At 70.8% G+C, this 18,468-nt stretch carries 16 protein-coding genes; 15 read left to right on the top strand and 1 reads right to left on the bottom strand.

Going from position 1 to position 18,468, the window contains the following annotated elements:
• Positions 1–10 precede the first annotated feature (10 nt).
• From RQG84_RS05895 to RQG84_RS05880, 4 genes are all read left to right on the top strand, one after another.
• Positions 11–724 (top strand): YggS family pyridoxal phosphate-dependent enzyme, encoded by a 714-nt coding sequence (locus RQG84_RS05895; protein ID WP_311209262.1) that lies wholly within the window; start codon positions 11–13, stop codon positions 722–724.
• A gap of 62 nt (positions 725–786) precedes the next feature.
• Positions 787–1,281 carry a cell division protein SepF gene (locus RQG84_RS05890; protein ID WP_055965768.1) on the top strand — a complete coding sequence of 165 codons (495 nt, stop codon included), beginning with the start codon at positions 787–789 and terminating at the stop codon, positions 1,279–1,281.
• Between the two features lie 6 nt (positions 1,282–1,287).
• Positions 1,288–1,587 carry a YggT family protein gene (locus RQG84_RS05885; RefSeq protein ID WP_055965771.1) on the top strand — a complete coding sequence of 100 codons (300 nt, stop codon included), beginning with the start codon at positions 1,288–1,290 and terminating at the stop codon, positions 1,585–1,587.
• A 113-nt stretch (positions 1,588–1,700) separates the two neighbouring features.
• The gene (locus RQG84_RS05880) at positions 1,701–2,510 is read left to right on the top strand and encodes a DivIVA domain-containing protein (protein WP_055965773.1); all 810 of its coding nucleotides are present in this window, start codon (positions 1,701–1,703) and stop codon (positions 2,508–2,510) included.
• Between the two features lie 962 nt (positions 2,511–3,472).
• On the opposite strand, the gene ileS is transcribed toward RQG84_RS05880, so the two are convergent.
• On the bottom strand, positions 3,473–6,703 hold the full coding sequence (gene ileS / locus RQG84_RS05875) for an isoleucine--tRNA ligase (protein WP_311209261.1): 3,231 nt from the start codon (positions 6,701–6,703) through the stop codon (positions 3,473–3,475).
• 284 nt (positions 6,704–6,987) lie between these two features.
• On the opposite strand from ileS, the gene RQG84_RS05870 reads away from it, so the two are divergent.
• The 11 genes from RQG84_RS05870 to RQG84_RS05820 all read left to right on the top strand — a co-directional run bounded on the left by RQG84_RS05870 (position 6,988) and on the right by RQG84_RS05820 (position 18,380).
• A complete protein-coding gene (locus RQG84_RS05870) occupies positions 6,988–7,389 on the top strand; it encodes a TraR/DksA C4-type zinc finger protein (RefSeq protein WP_311209260.1) in 402 nt (133 codons plus the stop codon).
• A gap of 46 nt (positions 7,390–7,435) precedes the next feature.
• A complete protein-coding gene (gene lspA / locus RQG84_RS05865) occupies positions 7,436–8,011 on the top strand; it encodes a signal peptidase II (RefSeq protein WP_235497676.1) in 576 nt (191 codons plus the stop codon).
• Entirely contained in the window at positions 8,008–8,973 is a 966-nt protein-coding gene (locus RQG84_RS05860) for an RluA family pseudouridine synthase (protein WP_311209259.1), read from the top strand. The genes lspA and RQG84_RS05860 overlap by 4 nt, the downstream gene beginning before the upstream one ends.
• A 12-nt stretch (positions 8,974–8,985) precedes the next feature.
• Complete coding sequence (locus RQG84_RS05855; protein ID WP_311209258.1) at positions 8,986–9,534, top strand: YbaK/EbsC family protein; 549 nt, start codon at positions 8,986–8,988, stop codon at positions 9,532–9,534.
• Positions 9,535–9,580: 46 nt separating this feature from the next.
• Complete coding sequence (locus tag RQG84_RS05850; RefSeq protein WP_055965783.1) at positions 9,581–10,807, top strand: pyridoxal phosphate-dependent aminotransferase; 1,227 nt, start codon at positions 9,581–9,583, stop codon at positions 10,805–10,807.
• Between the two features lie 4 nt (positions 10,808–10,811).
• Complete coding sequence (locus tag RQG84_RS05845) at positions 10,812–11,834, top strand: OmpA family protein (protein ID WP_311209257.1); 1,023 nt, start codon at positions 10,812–10,814, stop codon at positions 11,832–11,834.
• Positions 11,834–12,292, top strand: coding sequence for a hypothetical protein (locus RQG84_RS05840; protein WP_055965786.1), 459 nt, complete (start codon positions 11,834–11,836; stop codon positions 12,290–12,292). Before RQG84_RS05845 ends, RQG84_RS05840 begins: the two co-directional genes overlap by 1 nt.
• Positions 12,293–12,414: 122 nt before the next feature.
• On the top strand, positions 12,415–13,401 hold the full coding sequence (locus RQG84_RS05835) for an ATP-binding cassette domain-containing protein (protein WP_055966499.1): 987 nt from the start codon (positions 12,415–12,417) through the stop codon (positions 13,399–13,401).
• Positions 13,398–14,201, top strand: coding sequence for an ABC transporter permease (locus RQG84_RS05830; RefSeq protein WP_311209256.1), 804 nt, complete (start codon positions 13,398–13,400; stop codon positions 14,199–14,201). The genes RQG84_RS05835 and RQG84_RS05830 overlap by 4 nt, the downstream gene beginning before the upstream one ends.
• 106 nt (positions 14,202–14,307) lie before the next feature.
• Positions 14,308–15,609 carry a hypothetical protein gene (locus tag RQG84_RS05825; RefSeq protein ID WP_311209255.1) on the top strand — a complete coding sequence of 434 codons (1,302 nt, stop codon included), beginning with the start codon at positions 14,308–14,310 and terminating at the stop codon, positions 15,607–15,609.
• Entirely contained in the window at positions 15,606–18,380 is a 2,775-nt protein-coding gene (locus RQG84_RS05820; protein WP_311209254.1) for a PQQ-binding-like beta-propeller repeat protein, read from the top strand. Before RQG84_RS05825 ends, RQG84_RS05820 begins: the two co-directional genes overlap by 4 nt.
• Positions 18,381–18,468 lie beyond the last annotated feature (88 nt).

The raw sequence follows: 18,468 nt of genomic DNA, 5'->3' as shown, positions 1-18,468 counted from the left end.
AGGGAGTGCCATGAGCCGTCGCGACGAGCTGGCCGCCAACCTGACCGAGGTGCGCGAGCGGGTCCACGCCGCGTGCGCCGCTGCCGGCCGTGCGCCGGAGGAGGTGACCACGATCGTGGTCACCAAGACCTACCCGGCCTCCGACGTCGCGCTGCTGGCCGAGCTCGGTGTCACCGACGTGGGGGAGAACCGTCATCCCGAGGCCGGCGACAAGCGGGCCGAGCTCGACGACCTCCTCGCCGACGTCGTCACCGCGCCACGCCTGCACTTCGTCGGGGGCCTGCAGACCAACAAGGCCGGGGCGGTCGCGCGCTACGCGGACGTGGTGCAGAGCGTCGACCGGGCCAAGCTGGCCCGCTCCCTGTCCCGTGGTGCCGAGGCGGCCGAGCGTGACCTGGAGGTGCTGCTCCAGGTCGATTTCGATCTCGCCGACCCCGGCCGCTCCGGCACGGCGCCCACCGACGTGCCGGCCCTGGCCGACCTGGTGGCGGAGCTGCCCCGGTTGCACCTGCGTGGGCTGATGACCGTCGCGCCCCTCGGAGTGGAGCCGCGGCCGGTGTTCGAGCAGCTGCGTGAGCTCGGTGACACGGTGCGCGCGACCCACCCGGGTGCGGACGTCGTCTCGGCCGGCATGAGCGGTGACTTCGAGGACGCCGTCGCCGCCGGCGCGACACACCTGCGAATCGGGCGCGCGGTCCTGGGGGAGAGGGCATCTCTCCGGTAATCTCACCAGTGTCGTTCACGACACTTCGACCACCCCGCTCACCTGCAAACCACGGAGACATCATGGCTGGCGCAATGCGAAAAGTCGGCGAGTACCTCGGCCTGGTCGAGCAGGCCGAGTACGACGAGTTCGACGACGAGCCCACCGGGCCGATCGCCGTCCGGCGCGACGACGAGCGCAGCGCCGCCGTCGTGCGCACCCCCGAGCGTCGGGCCCAGGTCGCGTCGATCGACGAGCACCGCCGCGCGCCCCGCGCCGTCGAGCCGGCGCCGTCGATGCTCGCGCGCATCGAGACGGTCACCCCGCGCACGTACAACGACGCCCGCACCGTCGGCGACCACTACCGCTCCGGCGTGCCGGTCATCATGAACCTCTCCGAGATCGACGACGACGACGCCAAGCGCCTGGTCGACTTCGCCGCTGGCCTCGTCTTTGCCGTGCATGGCACGATCAACCGTGTCACCGCCAAGGTCTTCCTGCTGTCGCCCGAGAACATCGAGGTGACCGACGAGGACAAGCAGCGCATCGCTGCGGGCGGGTTCTACAACCACGGCTAGGGAGACATGGCGCTGAACTCCATCGGGCAGGTCATCTCGTTCGTCCTGCTCGTCTGCATCCTCGTGCTGCTCGCGCGGTTCATCCTGGACTGGGTCCAGCTGTTGGCTCGGTCCTGGCGTCCCAGTGGCGTCGTGGCCGTCCTCTGCGAGGGCATCTACACCGTCACCGACCCGCCGCTGCGCGTGGTCCGTGGCGTGATCCCGCCGATCCGCCTGGGTGGCGCGGCGCTGGACCTCTCGCCGATGATCCTGCTGGTCGTCATCTACATCCTGCAGGCGATCGTCAACCGCACCATGGTGCAGTGACGCGCCGGTGGATCCCGCTCGAATGGGACGGGTGTGGCAGCAGTGAACGGTGACCGAGTACGGTGGGTCAGAACCACAGATCTTGCGACGAAACCACGACACGAGGTGAACTCATGCCCCTGACGCCAGAGGACGTGCGCAACAAGCGCTTCACTCCGGTACGTCTCCGCGAGGGTTACGACATGGGCGAGGTGGACCAGTTCCTCGACGAGGTCGAAGCCGAGCTGGAGCGACTCACCGTCGAGAACGAGGAGCTGCGCGCCAAGGTCGCCGCTGCCTCGACCGGCGAGCCCACCGGCCTGATCCCGGCGATCAAGCCCGAGCCGACGCCGCAGCCCGTGGCCGCCGAGCCCGAGCCCGAGCCGACTCCCGAGCCCGAGCCGGAGCCGGTCGTCGAGAAGAAGCCCGAGCCCGAGCCGGAGCCCACTCCCGCGCCCGTCGTGGCCGCTGCCCCCGCGCGCAACAGCATGGGTGACGCATCCTCGGCTGCGGCCCGACTGCTGGAGATCGCGTCCAACAACGCGGACCAGCTGATGGACCAGGCCAAGGAGGAGGCCGACCGCATCGTCGGTGAGGCCCGCACCAAGGCCGAGCGCCTGACGAACGAGTCGCGCGGCAAGGCCGACCGGCTCGAGACCGACGCCCGCATCCGCGCGCAGAAGCTCGACGACGAGACCAACGAGCGTCGCCAGCAGGCCGTCGCGGCCATCGAGCGGGAGCGCTACGAGCTCCAGCGCGAGGTCGAGCACCTGCGCGCGTACGAGCGTGAGTACCGGGCCCGGCTCAAGAACTACTTCCAGAGCCAGCTCGACCAGCTCGCGGCCAACGAGAACACCCCGGCCCCGGCGCAGAACCAGAACGACGGCTCGCCCCGTCGTCTGCGCTCGCTGCTCGGCGACGAGGACAGCAACGCCTCGCTCTGAGTCGTAGCCACCACGCAGGGCCCGCCACCGTCACGGTGGCGGGCCCTCGTGCGTTCGGGTAGGTGTCGTCGGCCTGCGTCGCTTCCTGCTTGGGCCCGGCGGCTACGTCGCCCCGGGTGGGTCTTCGTTCACTGCTGCGTTGCTGAGGGTGGGACTTCCTGTGCTGCTGCGTTGCTGTGGGTGGGTCTTCTCGTGCTGCTGCGTTGCTGTGGGTGGGTCTTCCCCTGCTGCTGCGTCGCTGTGACCCCGAAGCGGGGTGGTCTCCGAAAGGGCCTCGACCGTCGGATGGGTCTGGGCTCGGTTGGGTCTACGGGGCGCGGCCATGATTCTTCATCTGTGCGCGATCCACGCATGATTCTTCCTTTTCGTGGACCGTGCCCGCGAAGGGAGAATCGTGGCGACGAAAAGGGCCCCGTACGGGCAGGGATTCTCCCTTCGCGTGGACCGTCCCGCGCAAAGGGAGAATCCCTGACCACCCGGCGCACGAGGGCCCCCGGCGGACGCACGATTCTGCCTTCGCGCGCGGAAGCCCGAACGATGCTGCGTTGGTGACGGGATCCGGTAGCGAACGCAGCATCCTTCGCCCTCTCACGCACGAACGCAGAATCTTGCGTCCCTCGGAGCCGCGCTCCGAGAGCCCGACCGAGCCCGGACTCCGCCGCCGGTCGAGGCCCTTTCGGAGCGCAGGTCCATTCGCAGCCACAGCGACGCAGGAGCAAGGAACGACCCCCACCCACGGCGACGCAGCAGCAAGGAACGACCCCCACCCACGGCGACGCGGCAGCAAGGAACGAGCCCCACCCACGGCGACGCAGCAGCAGGGAACGACCGGCCCGGAGCAGCGCAGCAGCACGGAAAACCCACCCGAGCACGGGTAGCAAGCCGTGCAGACATGAGAAAGCCGTGCGGTGCGGGAGATTCCCAGGTCGACCTGGGAATCTCCCGCACGCTCGCGGGGAGGGTCAGGCCTTCGTGACCGCGACGCGGGCGGTCGCGCCGGTGACGTCGATCGGCGTGCCGTCGGGCAGGTCGCCCAGCGAGACGGAGGTCGCCAGGGTCTCGCCCGCGACGAGCGCCTCGTGGGTGCGGACCGCGGCCAGCACGGCGTCGTCGCCGTCCAGGTGGAGCGTGATGCGGTCGGAGACCGACAGGCCGGCGTCGCGCCGGGCCTGCTGCACGCCGCGCACGACGTCGCGTGCCAGGCCCTCGGCCTCCAGCTCCGGCGTCACCGTGGTGTCCAGCGCCACGAAGCCGCCGCCCGGCAGCACCGCGATCTCCGTGCCACCGGACGACCCGGCCACCTGCTCGAGCGTGTACTCGCCCTCCTGCAGCTCGATGCCGCCCGACGTGACGGTGCCGTCGTCGGCGACCGACCAGTCGTCGGTCTTCGACCCGCAGATCGCGTGCTGGACGTCCTTGCCCAGCCGGGGTCCGGCCGCGCGGGCGTGCACGGTCAGCCGCGACGTGAGCCCGTGGGCGGCCGCCTCGTCGGAGTCGGCCGCGATCAGCCGCACGTGCTTCACGTTGAGCTCGCGGGCCACCACGTCCTCGAAGCCCTCGAGGGCGCCGGGATCGGGCACGGCCACCTCCAGCGACGCGAGCGGGAGCCGCACACGCAGCGCCGAGGCCTTGCGCAGCGCCGAACCGGTCGAGCAGACGGCGCGGACCTGGTCCATCGCGTCGACGAGGGCGTCGTCGCGCACGTAGGCGTCGGCGTCGGGCCAGTCGGTGAGGTGCACCGACCGTCCACCGGTGAGACCGCGCCAGATCTCTTCCGTCGTCAGGGGGAGCAGGGGGGCGACCACCCGGCAGACGGTCTCCAGGACCGTGTGCAGCGTGTCGAACGGTGCCCGCTGCTCGGCCGTGAGCTCCGCACCGGCGTCGGACAGCCAGAAGCGCTCCCGCGAGCGTCGGATGTACCAGTTCGTGAGCACGTCGAGGAACTCGCGGGTCGACTCGCAGGCCTCCGCGATCGCGTAGTCGTCGAGCTGGGTCGTCATGTCGCGCACCCACCGGCCCAGCTTGGCCAGCACGTAGCGGTCGAGCGGGTCGCTCGGGGCCGACGTGAGCGGCTGGCCCTCGTAGCCGGCGGCGTTGGCGTAGAGGCCGAGGAACGCCCAGCTGTTCCAGAGCGGGATCATCACCTGGCGGACGCAGTCGCGGATGCCCTGCTCGGTGACCACGAGGTTGCCACCCCGCAGGATCGGCGACGCCATGAGGAACCAGCGCATCGCGTCGGCGCCGTCGCGGTCGAAGACCTCCGAGACGTCGGGGTAGTTGCGCAGGGACTTGCTCATCTTGTTGCCGTCGGACCCGAGCACGATGCCGTGGCTGACGCACGCCTCGAACGCGGGACGGTCGAACAGCGCCGTGGCCAGCACGTGCAGCGTGTAGAACCAGCCGCGCGTCTGGCCGATGTACTCGACGATGAAGTCGGCGGGGAAGTGGTCCTCGAACCAGTCGCCGTTCTCGAACGGGTAGTGCACCTGGGCGAACGACATGGAGCCCGAGTCGAACCAGACGTCGAGCACGTCGGGCACGCGACGCATCATCGACCGGCCGGTCGGGTCGTCGGGGTTCGGGCGCACCAGGTCGTCGACGTACGGTCGGTGGAGGTCGGGGACGCCGTCCTTCATCGGGAGCGTGCCGAAGTCGCGCTCCAGCTCCTCGAACGAGCCGTAGACGTCGAGCCGCGGGTAGGCGGGGTCGTCGCTCTTCCACACGGGCACGGGGGAGCCCCAGAAGCGGTTGCGCGTGATCGACCAGTCGCGCGCGTTCTCGAGCCACTTGCCGAACTGGCCGTCACGGATGTGGTCGGGGACCCAGCGGATCTGCTGGTTCAGCTCGACCATGCGGTCCTTGAACGCCGTGACCTGCACGAACCAGGACTCGACCCCCTTGTAGATGAGGGGCTCGCGGCAGCGCCAGCAGTGCGGGTAGGAGTGGTCGTACGTCTCGCGACGCAGCAGGATCGTGCCCGGGGAGACCGAGCCGGTCCCGTTCTTCAGGTCGTCGATGACGTGCGGGTTCGCGTCGAAGACCTGCATGCCCTCGTAGTCGGTGACCGGCACGGTGAACCGGCCGTCCTTGCCCACGGGCATGACGGCCACGATGCCCTCGCGGTCGGTGACCTCCTTGTCGACCTCGCCGAACGCGCCGGCGCTGTGCACCAGGCCAGTGCCGTCGGTGGTGGTCACGGCGTCGTCGGCGGCCACGACGCGGAACGCGTTCTCGTGACCGACGAAGTAGCTGAACGGCGGGGTGTACGACAGTCCGAGGAGGTCGGCGCCGGTGCCGCGCCAGACCACGGTGGGCTCGTCACCGAGCTCGCGGGCGTAGGCGCCGAGGCGTGCCTCGGCGAGCACCAGTCGAGTGCCCTCGTGCTCGACCGCGACGTAGTCGATGCCGGTGCCGACCATGACGGCGAGGTTGCTGGGCAGCGTCCAGGGCGTCGTGGTCCAGATCATCAGCCGCGCGCCGGCCAGGGGACCGTCGCCGGTGATCTCGAAGCCGACGGTGACCGCCGGGTCCTGGCGGTTCTGGTAGACGTCGTCGTCCATGCGCAGCTCGTGGTTCGACAGCGGCGTCTCGTCGTTCCAGCAGTAGGGCAGCACCCGGAAGTCCTCGTACACGAGCCCCTTGTCGTGCAGCTGCTTGAACGCCCAGATGACCGACTCCATGTACTCCGGGTTCAGGGTCCGGTAGTCGTTCTCGAAGTCCACCCACCGGGCCTGGCGGGTCACGTACTCCTCCCACTCGCCGGTGTACTTCAGCACCGAGGCGCGGCAGGCCTCGTTGAACCGGTCGATGCCCATCTCGACGATCTCGTCGGTCGTCTTGATGCCGTTGAGGCGCATGGCCTCGAGCTCGGCGGGCAGGCCGTGCGTGTCCCAGCCGAACCGGCGCTCGACCTTGCGGCCCCGCATGGTCTGGTAGCGCGGGACCACGTCCTTGACGTAGCCGGTCAGCAGGTGGCCGTAGTGGGGGAGTCCGTTGGCGAACGGGGGGCCGTCGTAGAAGACGAACTCGTTCGAGCCGTCGGCGCCGCCGTCGCGGGCCTCGACGCTCGCCCGGAAGGTGCCGTCGCTCTTCCAGTACGCGAGGACGCGCTCCTCGATCTCGGGGAAGCGAGGGGTGGAGGGGACGGCGGTCGCGGGCTGGTCGGTGCCCGTCTGAGCCTTCGGGTAGGTCATGGCGGCTGCTCCTCGGTGGTCTGCTCTGCTCGAGGACGACCCTGGAAGGACCGCGGTACCACCTCGGTTGCCACCCCCGGACCTGCCGGCTGCGACCACTCGTCGAACGGCTGTGACGGGCCACCCGTCCGGTTCTACTGAGGGCCCGCGAGGGACCCCGTTCTTCCGGAAGCTCGCCGCTGATGACGGCTCGAACGCTGTGCCTGACAGGGTACCCCGCAGACGGGGGAGTCGGCGCACAGGGCGAAGTTGTGCGGTGGACCTGCCGGGTCTACTGTCTGGCCATGCCCAAGACCACCCTGGCCGTGCGGGCGGACGAAGATCCGTGGACCGCCGACGAGACCGCGGCCATCCGCGTCGAGCTGGAGGACGACCTCCTCCGCCTGCGCAAGGAGCTCGACCTCTCCGCCAAGGAGCTGCAGGACCTGTTGCGGGACGGCGTCGACGGTGCCGGCAACGACCAGGCCGACGTCGGCTCCAACAGCCTCGAGCGTGACGCCGAGATGTCCCTGGCCGCCAACCAGCGCGAGCTGCTGCTGCAGACCGAGAAGGCCCTCGACCGGCTCGGCAAGGGCACCTACGGCGCGTGCGAGGTGTGCGGCGAGGCGATCGGCAAGATGCGTCTGCAGGCCTTCCCCCGCGCCACGCTGTGCAAGGAGTGCAAGCAGCGCGAGGAGCGTCGCTGAGCCGAGCCCGGCTCGTGTGGTGGCACGTGGGACGATGACCCACGACATGCCTGAATCCTCCGACGCGGTCCCCGAGTCCTCCGACGCGACGCCCGAGCCCTCCAGTGCCGTGCCCGCACCCCGCCGCCGGGTCCTCCCGCTGTTCCTCGCCGCCGTGGCGGTCGCCTGGGTCGTCGACCAGGTCACCAAGGTCCTGGCCGTCGAGCGGCTGGCCGACCGCGACGAGCCGATCCGGCTCCTGCCCGACGTCCTCGAGCTGACCTTCCTGCGCAACCCCGGTGCCGCCTTCGGCATGGGCGCGTCCATGACGGTCGTCCTCAGCATCGTGTCGGTCGTGGTGTGCGTCGTGGTGGTGCGCATGGCCGCCCGCCTGCGCGACCGGGTCTGGACCGTGGGCCTCGTGCTGCTGCTGGCCGGTGCGCTCGGCAACCTCACCGACCGCATCCTCCGCGAGCCCGGCCCCTTCCGTGGCCACGTGGTCGACTTCATCGACTACGGCGGGTTCTTCGTGGGCAACGTGGCCGACATCTACCTCACCGTCGCCGCCGTCCTCGTCGTCGTGCGCACCTGGCAGGGCGTCGGCCTCGACGGCGCACGCACCGACCCGAAGGAGCGCGCGTGAGCGACACCGACCACGGCCAGGACCCCAGCCAGCACCCCAGCCAGAACCGCGTCATCTCCGTGCCCGAGGGCCTCGCAGGTGAGCGCGTCGACACGGCGCTCGCGCGTCTGCTGGGACTCTCGCGCACCCGGGCGAGCGAGCTTGTGGCCGAGGGGCTCGTACTCCTCGACGGCCAGGTGCCCCAGAAGTCCGAGCGCGTCGAGCCCGGCGCGATGCTCGAGGCCACCATCCCGGCTCCGCGGACCGCCACCGTCGTCGCCGAGGTCGTGGAGGGCATGAGCATCGTCTTCCAGGACGACGACATCGTCGTCGTCGACAAGCCGGTCGGCGTGGCGGCTCACCCCAGCGTCGGCTGGGAGGGTCCGACCGTGGTCGGGCACCTCGCGGGTGCGGGCGTGCGGATCTCGACGTCGGGCGCCCCGGAGCGGCAGGGCATCGTGCAGCGGCTCGACGTCGGCACGAGCGGGCTCATGACGATCGCCAAGTCCGAGCGGGCCTACACGGTGCTCAAGCAGGCGTTCCGCGACCGGACCGTCGAGAAGACCTACCACGCGCTCGTGCAGGGCCACCCCGACCCGCACACCGGCACCATCGACGCCCCCATCGCGCGACACCCCCGGCACGACTTCAAGTTCACGGTGCGCGCGGACGGACGTCCGAGCATCACGCACTACGACACGCTCGAGGCGCACCGCTTCGCCTCGCTCCTGACGATCAAGCTCGAGACCGGTCGCACCCACCAGATCCGCGTGCACATGAGCGCGCTGCACCACCCGTGCGTCGGTGACCTGCAGTACGGCGCCGATCCCACCCTCGCCGCCCGGGTCGGCCTGGACCGCCAGTGGCTGCACGCCAAGCACCTCGGATTCGTCCACCCCACGACGGGGGAGCGCGTCGACTTCGAGAGCCCCTACCCCGCGGACCTCGCGCAGGCCCTCGACGTCGTCCGCAGTGCTGACTGACGAGCGCCGCCGATGAGGTACTGGCTCGCGGGAGCCCTCGAGGCGAGGCCGCTGGCCGACGCACCCGACCTGGCCGGTCCGTCGGTCGTGGCCGCCCTGGCCGCGGCCGGTCTCGACCGCGAGGTCGGCGTGGTGGCGATCGATCCCACGCTGTCGGACACCGCCGCCAACCAGGAGGCGTACGGCGTGCCGCCGGAGGCGCTCGCGAACTGCGTGGTGGTGGGCGGACGTCGTGACGGGCAGGAGCGGGTCGCCGCGTGCGTCGTCCTGGCGTCCACCCGCGCCGACGTGAACGGCGTGGTCAAGCGCGTGCTCGACGTGCGCAAGGCGTCGTTCCTGCCCCACGAGGACGCGGTCGAGCGCACCGGGATGGAGCACGGAGGCATCACCCCCTTCGGCCTGCCGGACGGCTGGCGGGTGCTTGTCGACGCCGCCGTCGTCGCGCAGCCGGTGCTCGTCATGGGCTCGGGCGTCCGGGCGTCCAAGCTGCTCCTGGACGGCTCGGTCCTGGCCCGCGTGCCGGGGGTCGAGGTCGTCGAGGACCTCGGTCGCCGCGCCTGAGCCACGTCGTGGCCGGGGAGCCCGACCGGTCTGGGAAGATGAGCGCATGTCCAGCCAGCGCGTGCGCCAGTCCGAGAAGCTGAGGGATGTCCTCTACGACATCCGCGGACCCGTCAGTGCCCGTGCCGCCGCCCTCGAGGCCGAGGGCCACCGCATCCTCAAGCTGAACATCGGCAACCCCCAGCCCTTCGGCTTCGACGCACCCGCCGAGATCCTCCAGGACGTCATCGCCGCCCTGCCCGGCTCGGCCGGCTACTCCGACTCCCGCGGCATCCAGTCCGCTCGTCGGGCGGTCGTGCACCACTACCAGCTCGTCGACGACTTCCCGGCGATCGACATCGACGACGTGTGGATCGGCAACGGGGTCTCCGAGCTCATCCAGATGGCGCTGCAGGCGCTGCTGGACAACGGCGACGAGGTCCTCATCCCGATCCCGGACTACCCGCTGTGGACCGCGGTCACGAACCTGGCCGGAGGCACACCGGTCCACTACCGCTGCGACGAGCAGAACGAGTGGAACCCCGACCTCGAGGACCTCGAGTCCAAGATCACCGACCGCACGAAGGTGATCGTCGTCATCAACCCCAACAACCCGACGGGTGCGGTGTACTCGCGGGAGACGCTCGCGGGCATCGCCGACCTCGCCCGCCGGCACGGCCTGGTCCTCATGGCCGACGAGATCTACGACAAGATCCTCTACGACGACGCCCAGCACCACTCCCTGGCCGGGATCGCCCCCGACGTGCTCACCCTCACCTTCAACGGCCTGTCGAAGGCGTACCGGGTGTGCGGCTACCGGGCGGCGTGGCTCGTGGTCACCGGGCCGCTGGAGGGCGCTCGCGACTACCTCGAGGGCATCACCCTCCTGGCGTCGATGCGGCTGTGCCCGAACGTGCCTGCGCAGAACGCGATCCAGGTGGCGCTCGGCGGCTACCAGAGCATCAAGGACCTGGTGCTCCCCGGTGGGCGCCTGGTCGAGCAGCGCGACACGGCCGTCGCGGAGCTGGAGAAGATCCCCGGCGTCTCCGTCGTGCGGCCCAAGGGTGCGCTCTACGTGTTCCCGAGGCTGGACCCCGAGGTGCACCCCATCAAGGACGACCAGCAGCTCGTCCTCGACCTGCTGCTGGCCGAGAAGATCCTGCTCACGCAGGGCACCGGGTTCAACTGGCCCGAGCCCGACCACCTGCGCATCGTCACGCTGCCCTGGGCCGCGGACCTCAGCGACGCGATCCAGCGACTCGGGAACTTCCTCAGCAGCTATCGACAGGACTGACGGGGTGGACCCCGGGACACGCACGACGGCGACGTGGGCGGTGGCCGGCGCGCTGGTCGTCGTGGTGGTGAGCGGTGCGGTCGTCGGCACCCGCGACGTCGGCCGGGCGCTCACGCCCCAGGTCGAGCAGGCCGTGCGGTCGACGGCTCCCGACCAGGTCGGCGTCGAGGTCACGGGTCGCGAGGTCCGCATCGACCCGTGGTCGGCGTCGGACGCGGTGGTGCAGCGGACCGTCGACGCCGTCGAGGACGTGCCAGGGGTGCGCTCGGTGGAGGTGCGTCCGATCGACGTGGGCACGTCGCCGCGGCCGACGTCGACCGCGGAGGACATCGACCTCGCCCTCGAGGTGTCGCCCACCGGGGTGGCGTTCTCCAGCGCGGTCCCCAGCAAGGCCCTGGCCGACGAGATCGGTCGGCGGGTGGCCAGGGTGCGCGGCGTGCCGGTGGCGGTCGACCTGGCCGTGGACACCACGCTCGCGAGGCCGCGCTGGTGGCCGGCGCTCGGTGCGGTGCTCGACGACACCGCCCAGGTCGACGACCTGCGACTGACGATCCGCGACGGCGTGCTCGAGGTCGAGGGGACGACGGCGGCCCCGACGACGCGGGCCCGGGTCGCGGCCGCCCTGGAGGAGCAGCAGGCGGTCGACGACGTGCGGGTCTCGCTCACGGCCGGGGCCACGCGTCTCGGTCGGCGGCAGGCCCAGGTCCTCGAGGGCACACGGATCACCTTCGGGATCGGGAGCGACGTGCTCGGCCCACGAGGTCGCGCCGACCTGGACCGCGTCGCCGCGGTGATGGCCCGCACGGACGTCTCGCTCGACGTGCTCGGTCACGCCGGGCCCGCCGACCCCGAGCGGGGTGACTCGCTCGCCGCCGACCGGGCGGCCGTGGTGCGTGCCTACCTCGTGGCGCGTGGCGTCCCGGCCGGTCGCCTCGTCTCCACCGCGATCGGCTCGGGCGACGATCGAGGCATCGACCCCTGGTCGGCGCTGTACCGTCGGGTCGACTTCCGAGTGGAGGAACGCTGATGTCCGTGTACACCGCAGGCGAGATCGTCGTGTGGCTGGTGCTCGCCGCCGCTCTCGGCGTCGCGCTGGGCTGGCTGCTCGGCTCGCGCCGGCGCGCCGCTCCCGGCACCGGGACGGGGTCGACCACGTCGGCCGACCGCTGGACCGTCCCCGGTCCCGAGACGCGGTACGGCTCGTCGGACCCGGTCCGGCCGCGGCCGGCCGCCCAGGCCGCCCAGCCGGCTCAGGAGCCGGAACGTCCCGCCCCGGGCTCGGTGGGCCCCTTCCGCGGCTCGGCCCTGCCCGGACCCGGGGGTGGGTCGCCCGGCCCCGGCTACGAGGTGAAGGCGAACGTCGACTCCCTGACCTACTACCTCCCCGGGTCGCCGGCGCACGCCCGCGTGACCGCGGACGTATGGTTCAAGGACGCCGAGGCGGCGCGCACGGCGGGCTTCCGCCCACCGCCCTCGCAGGGCTGACCGGTCCGTGGGGCCAGGTGCTCCGCGATCCGCGACCTTCGGCTGATGCGTTCTGTCCGTGGCTCACGGCATGATCGTCCCAGCGGTCTTCCAGTTCGGAGGACCACCAGGAAGGTGTGCTCATGGCCGACATGATCCGGGCGACCGGTCTCGTCAAGCGCTACAAGGGGGTCGAGGCGCTCTCGGGGCTCGACCTCGCGGTGCCGGAGGGCACCGTCCTCGGCCTCCTCGGGCCGAACGGTGCCGGCAAGACCACGGCGGTCCGCATCCTCGCCACCCTGCTGAAGGCCGACGGCGGCACGGCCGAGGTCGCGGGCATCGACGTCGCGAAGGACCCCGACGGGGTCAAGGCCCGCATCGGGCTCTCGGGGCAGTACGCCGCGGTCGACGAGTACCTCACCGGCTTCGAGAACCTCGACATGATCGGCCGGCTCTACGGACTCGGGCGCTCCGCGTCGCGGACCCGGGCACGTGAGCTGCTCGAGCGCTTCGACCTCGCGGAGGCGGGGGACCGGCCCTCCAAGACCTACTCCGGCGGCATGCGACGTCGGCTCGACCTCGCGGGCGCCCTCGTCGCCGCGCCGCCGGTGCTCATCCTCGACGAGCCCACCACCGGGCTCGACGTGCGGGCCCGCCAGCAGATGTGGGGCGTCATCCAGGAGCTGGTCGACTCCGGCGCCACCCTGCTGCTGACCACGCAGTACCTGGAGGAGGCCGACCTGCTGGCCGACGACATCGTGGTGATCGACTCCGGTCGCGCCATCGCGAGGGGCACCGCCGACGAGCTCAAGTCCCGTACCGGCGGCGAGCGTGTCGAGATCGTGGTCGCCGACCCCGCCCACCGTGACACCGCCGCCAGGATCCTGGCCGGCGTCGCCATCGGCGATGTCCAGGTCGACGCCAACGGCCGCGGGGTGGCCGCACCCGTCACCGACGGCGCCCGGCAGCTGGCGGTGGTCCTGCAGGGCCTGCAGGACGAGCACGTCGCCGTGGTCGACATCGGGCTGCGGCGGCCGACGCTCGACGACGTGTTCCTCAGCCTGACCGGGCACGCCGCCGAGCGCGAGTCCGCCACCGAGACCGACGAGCAGGAAGAGGCATCCGCATGAGCGCCGCCCGGGTCGCGAGCGACGGCTGGGTCGTCGCCAAGCGCAACGTCATCAAGATCAAGCGGGTCCCCGAGATCCTGGTCTTCGTCCTGATCTCGCCCATCATGTTCGTGCTGCTGTTCGCCTTCGTCTTCGGCAACGCCATCGACGCGGGGGAGGGCCTCAACTACCGCGAGTTCCTCATCGGCGGCATCTTCGCCCAGACCGTGGTGTTCGGTGCCACCTTCACCGGGGCCGGCCTGGCCGAGGACATGCAGAAGGGCATCATCGACCGCTTCCGCTCGCTGCCCATGTCCAGGTCCGCGGTGCTGGTGGGGCGGACGACGTCGGACATCATCTACAACGTCCTCTCGCTGATCATCATGGCGCTCACCGGGCTGCTGGTGGGCTGGCGGGCGCGCGAGGGTGTCCTCGACATGCTCGTGGGCTTCCTCCTGCTGCTGCTGTTCGCCTACGCCGTCAGCTGGATCATGGGCTACATCGGCCTGCTGGTGCCCAGCGTCGAGGTCATCAACAACGCCTCGTTCATCGTCATCATGCCGCTGACGTTCGTCTCCAACGCGTTCGTGCCCACGGAGAGCTTCAACTCCTTCCTGCGGCCGTTCGTGGAGTGGAACCCGGTCTCGGCCGTCACCCAGGCGTGCCGCGAGCTGTTCGGCAACACCAGCGCCTCGGTGCCCGTGCCCGACGCCTGGTCGATGCAGCACCCGGTGCTGTACACGCTCATCTGGGTGGTGCTGATCCTGGCGGTCTTCGTCCCGCTCTCGATCCGTCAGTACGCGATCGCGAGCTCCCGCTGAGGGCCGCGCGGGACGAACCGGGGCGGATCTCCAGGTAAGTCACGCGCGGCGCGTCGGCAGCGGTTAGCATCGGGCCGCACGTCACACCACCACGTCGGGGAGCAGCATGAGCGCGTTGGATCGTCGTACCCTCCTGATCGGCTCCGCCGGCTTGCTGGTGGCGTCGTGCTCATCGGGTGGCTCGAAGCCCGGTGGCGAGGCGACCACAGGCCCGAAGATCCACCGCCCGAACGCCGGGAACGCGGTCACCCAGGACGACGTCGCCGCGCTGCGCGAGCAGCTGAACACCGCCTTCGGGACGGGCGACGTCGAGAAGCTCCTGCAGGTGATCAAGGGCGACGACTACTCCCTCGACGACGTGCGTGCGCGCTGGAGCCGGCGCTTCGAGAACTTCGGCCGGCTCGGCTTCATCGACGGCGAGTGGTACGTGGGCGTGCCGGGCGGGCGCACCCGCAACGGTGCCGGCGGCATCGTCGAGTACGACGGCGACCTCGTCTTCGCCCACCAGGTCCGCGGTGCGGACGGCCAGCAGGTGGTGGAGACCTACCGGGCCAGCTTCCGCAAGGCCGATGAGAAGTCCCCGCTGGAGCTGCTGAGGATCGGCGAGCCGGAGGAGAGCTACGACCCGTCCTTCTGGGACGTCGCCGACATCGATGCGATCGAGACCAAGCACACCTACCTCGCCTTCCGCTCGAAGGACGCAGCCACCGCCAAGCGCATCTCCGGCACGATCGAGGCCGGCGCCAAGCGCGCCTTCGACCTGATGCCACGGCCGAAGGGCGTCGACAAGGTCTTCTACGCGCTCACCTGGCCGAAGATCGACGGGAAGCTGTGGGGCGGCGTGGCCGTGGGCGACGCGGACGCCCACGCCTACTACCACCCGTTCCTGGACCCCGAGGAGCTCGCCAAGGGCCAGAAGAAGACGACCTCGGCGAAGGGACTGCCCAAGGGCACCGGCCGGGTCGGCATGCACCAGTCGTCGCTGACCCGCTCCGACTTCGAGGGCGTGGCCTGCCACGAGGCGGTGCACGTGCTGGCGAACCAGTGGATCACGCCCGGCGCCAAGGCCACCTGGGCCGCCGAGGGGCTGGCCACGTGGGCCGACAACGGGACATCGGGGCTGCTGGGCCGGGACGGAGGCCGGATCCGCGGACACTTCGGCCGATTCGTCGACATCGCCGCCAAGGGCGCCGAGGGGTTCTACGACAAGAACCAGGAGGTCCGGTACAACAACTACGTCTCTGCCGCGGCCGTCTTCGCCTACCTCGAGTCCGAGCGTGGCCGCTCGTCGGTGTTCGACCAGGCCGAGTACTACTACGGCAACCCCGGCCAGGAGGGCTACGAGGGCAAGCTCGACGGGCGCACCCGCGACCTGTTCGACGACACGAGGAAGTGGCTGAACGCATGACGACGCTCGGGGGACCCCGCTGGACCGTACGACGGACGTGGGTGGGGCTGGCGTGCAGCGCGCTGCTGCTGGCCGGGTGCACCGGCGGTGACGACGAGGAGAAGAAGGCCTCGCTCCCGCTGCCCGACAAGCCGCCTGCCGCGGCCGGGCCGGCCACGGGTCCCGCCCTCGAGGCGAAGGCGCTGTTCGCCGCGGCCGACGACCTCGAGGAGCAGGTCGGCTCGCTCGACACCGCGCTCGTCGAGCGTCGCTCCGGTGCGTTCATCAGCGGGTCCACCGCGGTGGGCTACTCCGTCGACGACATCTCCGGCTACGACCTGGAGTCCGGCGACCAGCTCTGGACCGCGAAGCTCGACCTCAAGGGCGGCTCGGTCTGCTTCGTGTCCCAGCCGGACCGGGCCGTGAAGCGGTTCACGGTGGTCTACGGCGACGGCACGTACTGCGCGTCCGTCGCGACCGTCCGCGTGGCCGACGGCAAGGTCCTCTCGAACATGGCCGAGCAGGACCTGGGGGCGACCTTCGAGGGCGAACCGGCGGGTGGAGCGTTCGAGAACCTCCTCACCGTCGACGGCAAGGACTACCTCATCGACATGCGCGGGGTGGTGTGGCGCGCGACCGCGAAGGAGCCCGAGCCCATCGCCCGGCTGAAGGACGACTCCTACTTCGACCTCTTCCCGTCCGCCGACGGGACGCTGCTCGTCGGGTCGCGCCTGAGCGACCCCGAGTGCAACGTCGACGCCTACGAGCTGCCCTCGTTCGAGCCGGTCTGGACCACGCCGGGCGCCACCGCCTTCCCGGACCAGGAGGCCGACTGCGTGGTCTCCCTCTCGCCGGGGGACCCGACCTGGGCCATGCAGCAGATCGGCTCGACGTACCACATGACCAAGCTCGACCCTGCGAGCGGCGAGCCCCTCGGCAGCGCCGAGGCGCCCACCTCGCCGCCGGAGAAGCCGCTGGAGGAGGGCACCTTCGACCTCGCGAGCGCCGCCAACCAGTTCGACCGCTCCCTCGCCGTCGGGAAGAAGGGCGAGATGATCTTCGCCCAGGCCCGTGGGTTGTCGCGCTACTCCCTGGAGACGAAGAAGCAGACGTGGGAGCTCGACCTGACGCAGCTGGAGCAGGCGTCCGACGAGCGGTTCCCGCTGCGGACCGTGCTGCCCCAGGGCCTCACCGCCGACGGGTACCTCGTGGCCACCGTCAGCAACGACACGACCACCGAGGTCATCGCCGTCGACGCCGCCAAGGGCACCCTCGTCGGCCGGTGGCCCCTGCCGGAGGAGTACGCGAACGGCTTCCAGGTGGAGCCGGGAGCGACCCTCTACGAGGACGGGCTCGTGCTCACCCGCAACTTCGAGTCCTGGCAGCGGACCTTCGACGGCCTCGGCGAGCTCGAGGCACCGGAGGGCGACCTCTTCGACATCGGGGTCTTCACGTTCCCCGAGCCCGGCGAGGAGGTCGCGCCGCAGGACCGTCCCGTGCCCACCGCCGGCCCGATCGACGTCGAGGCCGAGCCGCTGGCCTCCATCGAGGCCGACGACCCCGACGCGACCTCGTCCGTCGGCGCCGTCTACACCGGCTCGGCGGTCGTCACCTACGTGGGCAACCGCCTGCAGGCCTACGACACGAAGGGCAAGAAGACCTGGAAGGGCACCGTCGGCGACGACCCCGAGGCCCGGGTCTGCGCGGCGTCCGACCCCGACCGCAAGGCCACCTCGATCCTGCTCTCGTACCGCGAGGGCGACCGCTGCACGGGACTGATGAGGGTCGGCTCGGGCAAGGGCAAGCAGGTCGAGGTCGACGTGCCGGCGGCCAAGAAGTCCGTCGGGCGGATCGTCACCCACGACGGCACCGACTTCGTGATCGCCGAGGACGACACGATCAACCGCGTCGACGGCGACCGGCTCGTGGAGGTCGCCGACCTCGGGCTCACGCCGTACTACTGGCAGCGCACCCCGGAGGACCCGTCGCTCGTCGTCGTCTCCGCGAAGGACGCCAAGGGTGGTGACTGGACCGTGCAGGCCTTCCGGGCCCCGACGTTCGAGAAGGTCTGGTCCGCCAAGGCGTCCGCCCTGTTCGGCAAGAAGCCCGACGCCGACAACACCGTCTCCCCGTTCAGCGGGAACGGACTCTGGGTCGGCGTGACGTTCGGCACCTACACGGGCCCGGAGTCGACGCTGTCGGACTCCCTCGTGAAGCTCGACCCGGCCACGGGCAAGGTCGTCGCCAAGACCGGCACGAAGGAGCGGGCGTACGGCGAGCCCGACCTCACGAAGCTCGACCTGACGAGCGCCGTGGTGGGTGGCTACGTCTCGGTCGGCTTCGAGGACGGGTCGGTGGTGATGACGCAGAACGGCGGCATCGTCCGGTACTCCCTCGAGGACGACGAGATGCTCTGGACCGTCGACACCTCCTCGATCGAGACCTCGATGGAGAAGGCACGCCGCGGCACCTACCTGACCGAGGACCTGCAGCTCACCGACGGCGGACGCTCGGTGCTCGTCACGTTGTCGAACGAGGTGAGCACCGAGCTCATGACGATCGACGCGAAGAGCGGGAAGATCACCGGTCGGTGGAAGCTCGGGACCGACGCCCGCAACGGGCTGCAGGTCTCGCCCGACGTGACCCCGTGGAAGGGCGGCGTCGCCCTCACCCGCAACGACTACTCGTGGTCGTCGACGTACGGACCGGACGCCCCGAACGACCCGCCGAAGGGACCGGTGCTCGACGTGGGGCTGTTCGCCCTCGACAAGCCCGCCGCCCCCAAGGACTGATCGTGCCCGGGCCGCCTCGGCGGCCCGGGCGGCCCGCGTGCCTCGGCCGATGCGTCGGGAGGGTCACGTAGGCTGAGGTCCTTCCCCT

This window comes from Aeromicrobium sp. WCS2018Hpa-31, from assembly GCF_031843905.1.
GTDB lineage: Bacteria > Actinomycetota > Actinomycetes > Propionibacteriales > Nocardioidaceae > Aeromicrobium.
The sequence above is the reverse complement of the archived record's forward strand: the minus strand, read 5'-3'. Positions and strand labels throughout refer to the sequence as shown.

Excerpts from the sequence above, each read along its gene's own strand:
- RQG84_RS05895 (WP_311209262.1), top strand. The coding sequence starts at position 11 with ATGAGCCGTCGCGACGAGCTGGCCGCCAACCTGACCGAGGTGCGCGAG.
- RQG84_RS05890 (WP_055965768.1), top strand. The coding sequence starts at position 787 with ATGGCTGGCGCAATGCGAAAAGTCGGCGAGTACCTCGGCCTGGTCGAG.
- RQG84_RS05885 (WP_055965771.1), top strand. The coding sequence starts at position 1,288 with ATGGCGCTGAACTCCATCGGGCAGGTCATCTCGTTCGTCCTGCTCGTC.
- RQG84_RS05880 (WP_055965773.1), top strand. The coding sequence starts at position 1,701 with ATGCCCCTGACGCCAGAGGACGTGCGCAACAAGCGCTTCACTCCGGTA.
- ileS (WP_311209261.1), bottom strand. The coding sequence starts at position 6,703 with ATGACCTACCCGAAGGCTCAGACGGGCACCGACCAGCCCGCGACCGCC.
- RQG84_RS05870 (WP_311209260.1), top strand. The coding sequence starts at position 6,988 with ATGCCCAAGACCACCCTGGCCGTGCGGGCGGACGAAGATCCGTGGACC.
- lspA (WP_235497676.1), top strand. The coding sequence starts at position 7,436 with ATGCCTGAATCCTCCGACGCGGTCCCCGAGTCCTCCGACGCGACGCCC.
- RQG84_RS05855 (WP_311209258.1), top strand. The coding sequence starts at position 8,986 with ATGAGGTACTGGCTCGCGGGAGCCCTCGAGGCGAGGCCGCTGGCCGAC.
- RQG84_RS05850 (WP_055965783.1), top strand. The coding sequence starts at position 9,581 with ATGTCCAGCCAGCGCGTGCGCCAGTCCGAGAAGCTGAGGGATGTCCTC.
- RQG84_RS05840 (WP_055965786.1), top strand. The coding sequence starts at position 11,834 with ATGTCCGTGTACACCGCAGGCGAGATCGTCGTGTGGCTGGTGCTCGCC.
- RQG84_RS05835 (WP_055966499.1), top strand. The coding sequence starts at position 12,415 with ATGGCCGACATGATCCGGGCGACCGGTCTCGTCAAGCGCTACAAGGGG.
- RQG84_RS05830 (WP_311209256.1), top strand. The coding sequence starts at position 13,398 with ATGAGCGCCGCCCGGGTCGCGAGCGACGGCTGGGTCGTCGCCAAGCGC.
- RQG84_RS05825 (WP_311209255.1), top strand. The coding sequence starts at position 14,308 with ATGAGCGCGTTGGATCGTCGTACCCTCCTGATCGGCTCCGCCGGCTTG.
- RQG84_RS05820 (WP_311209254.1), top strand. The coding sequence starts at position 15,606 with ATGACGACGCTCGGGGGACCCCGCTGGACCGTACGACGGACGTGGGTG.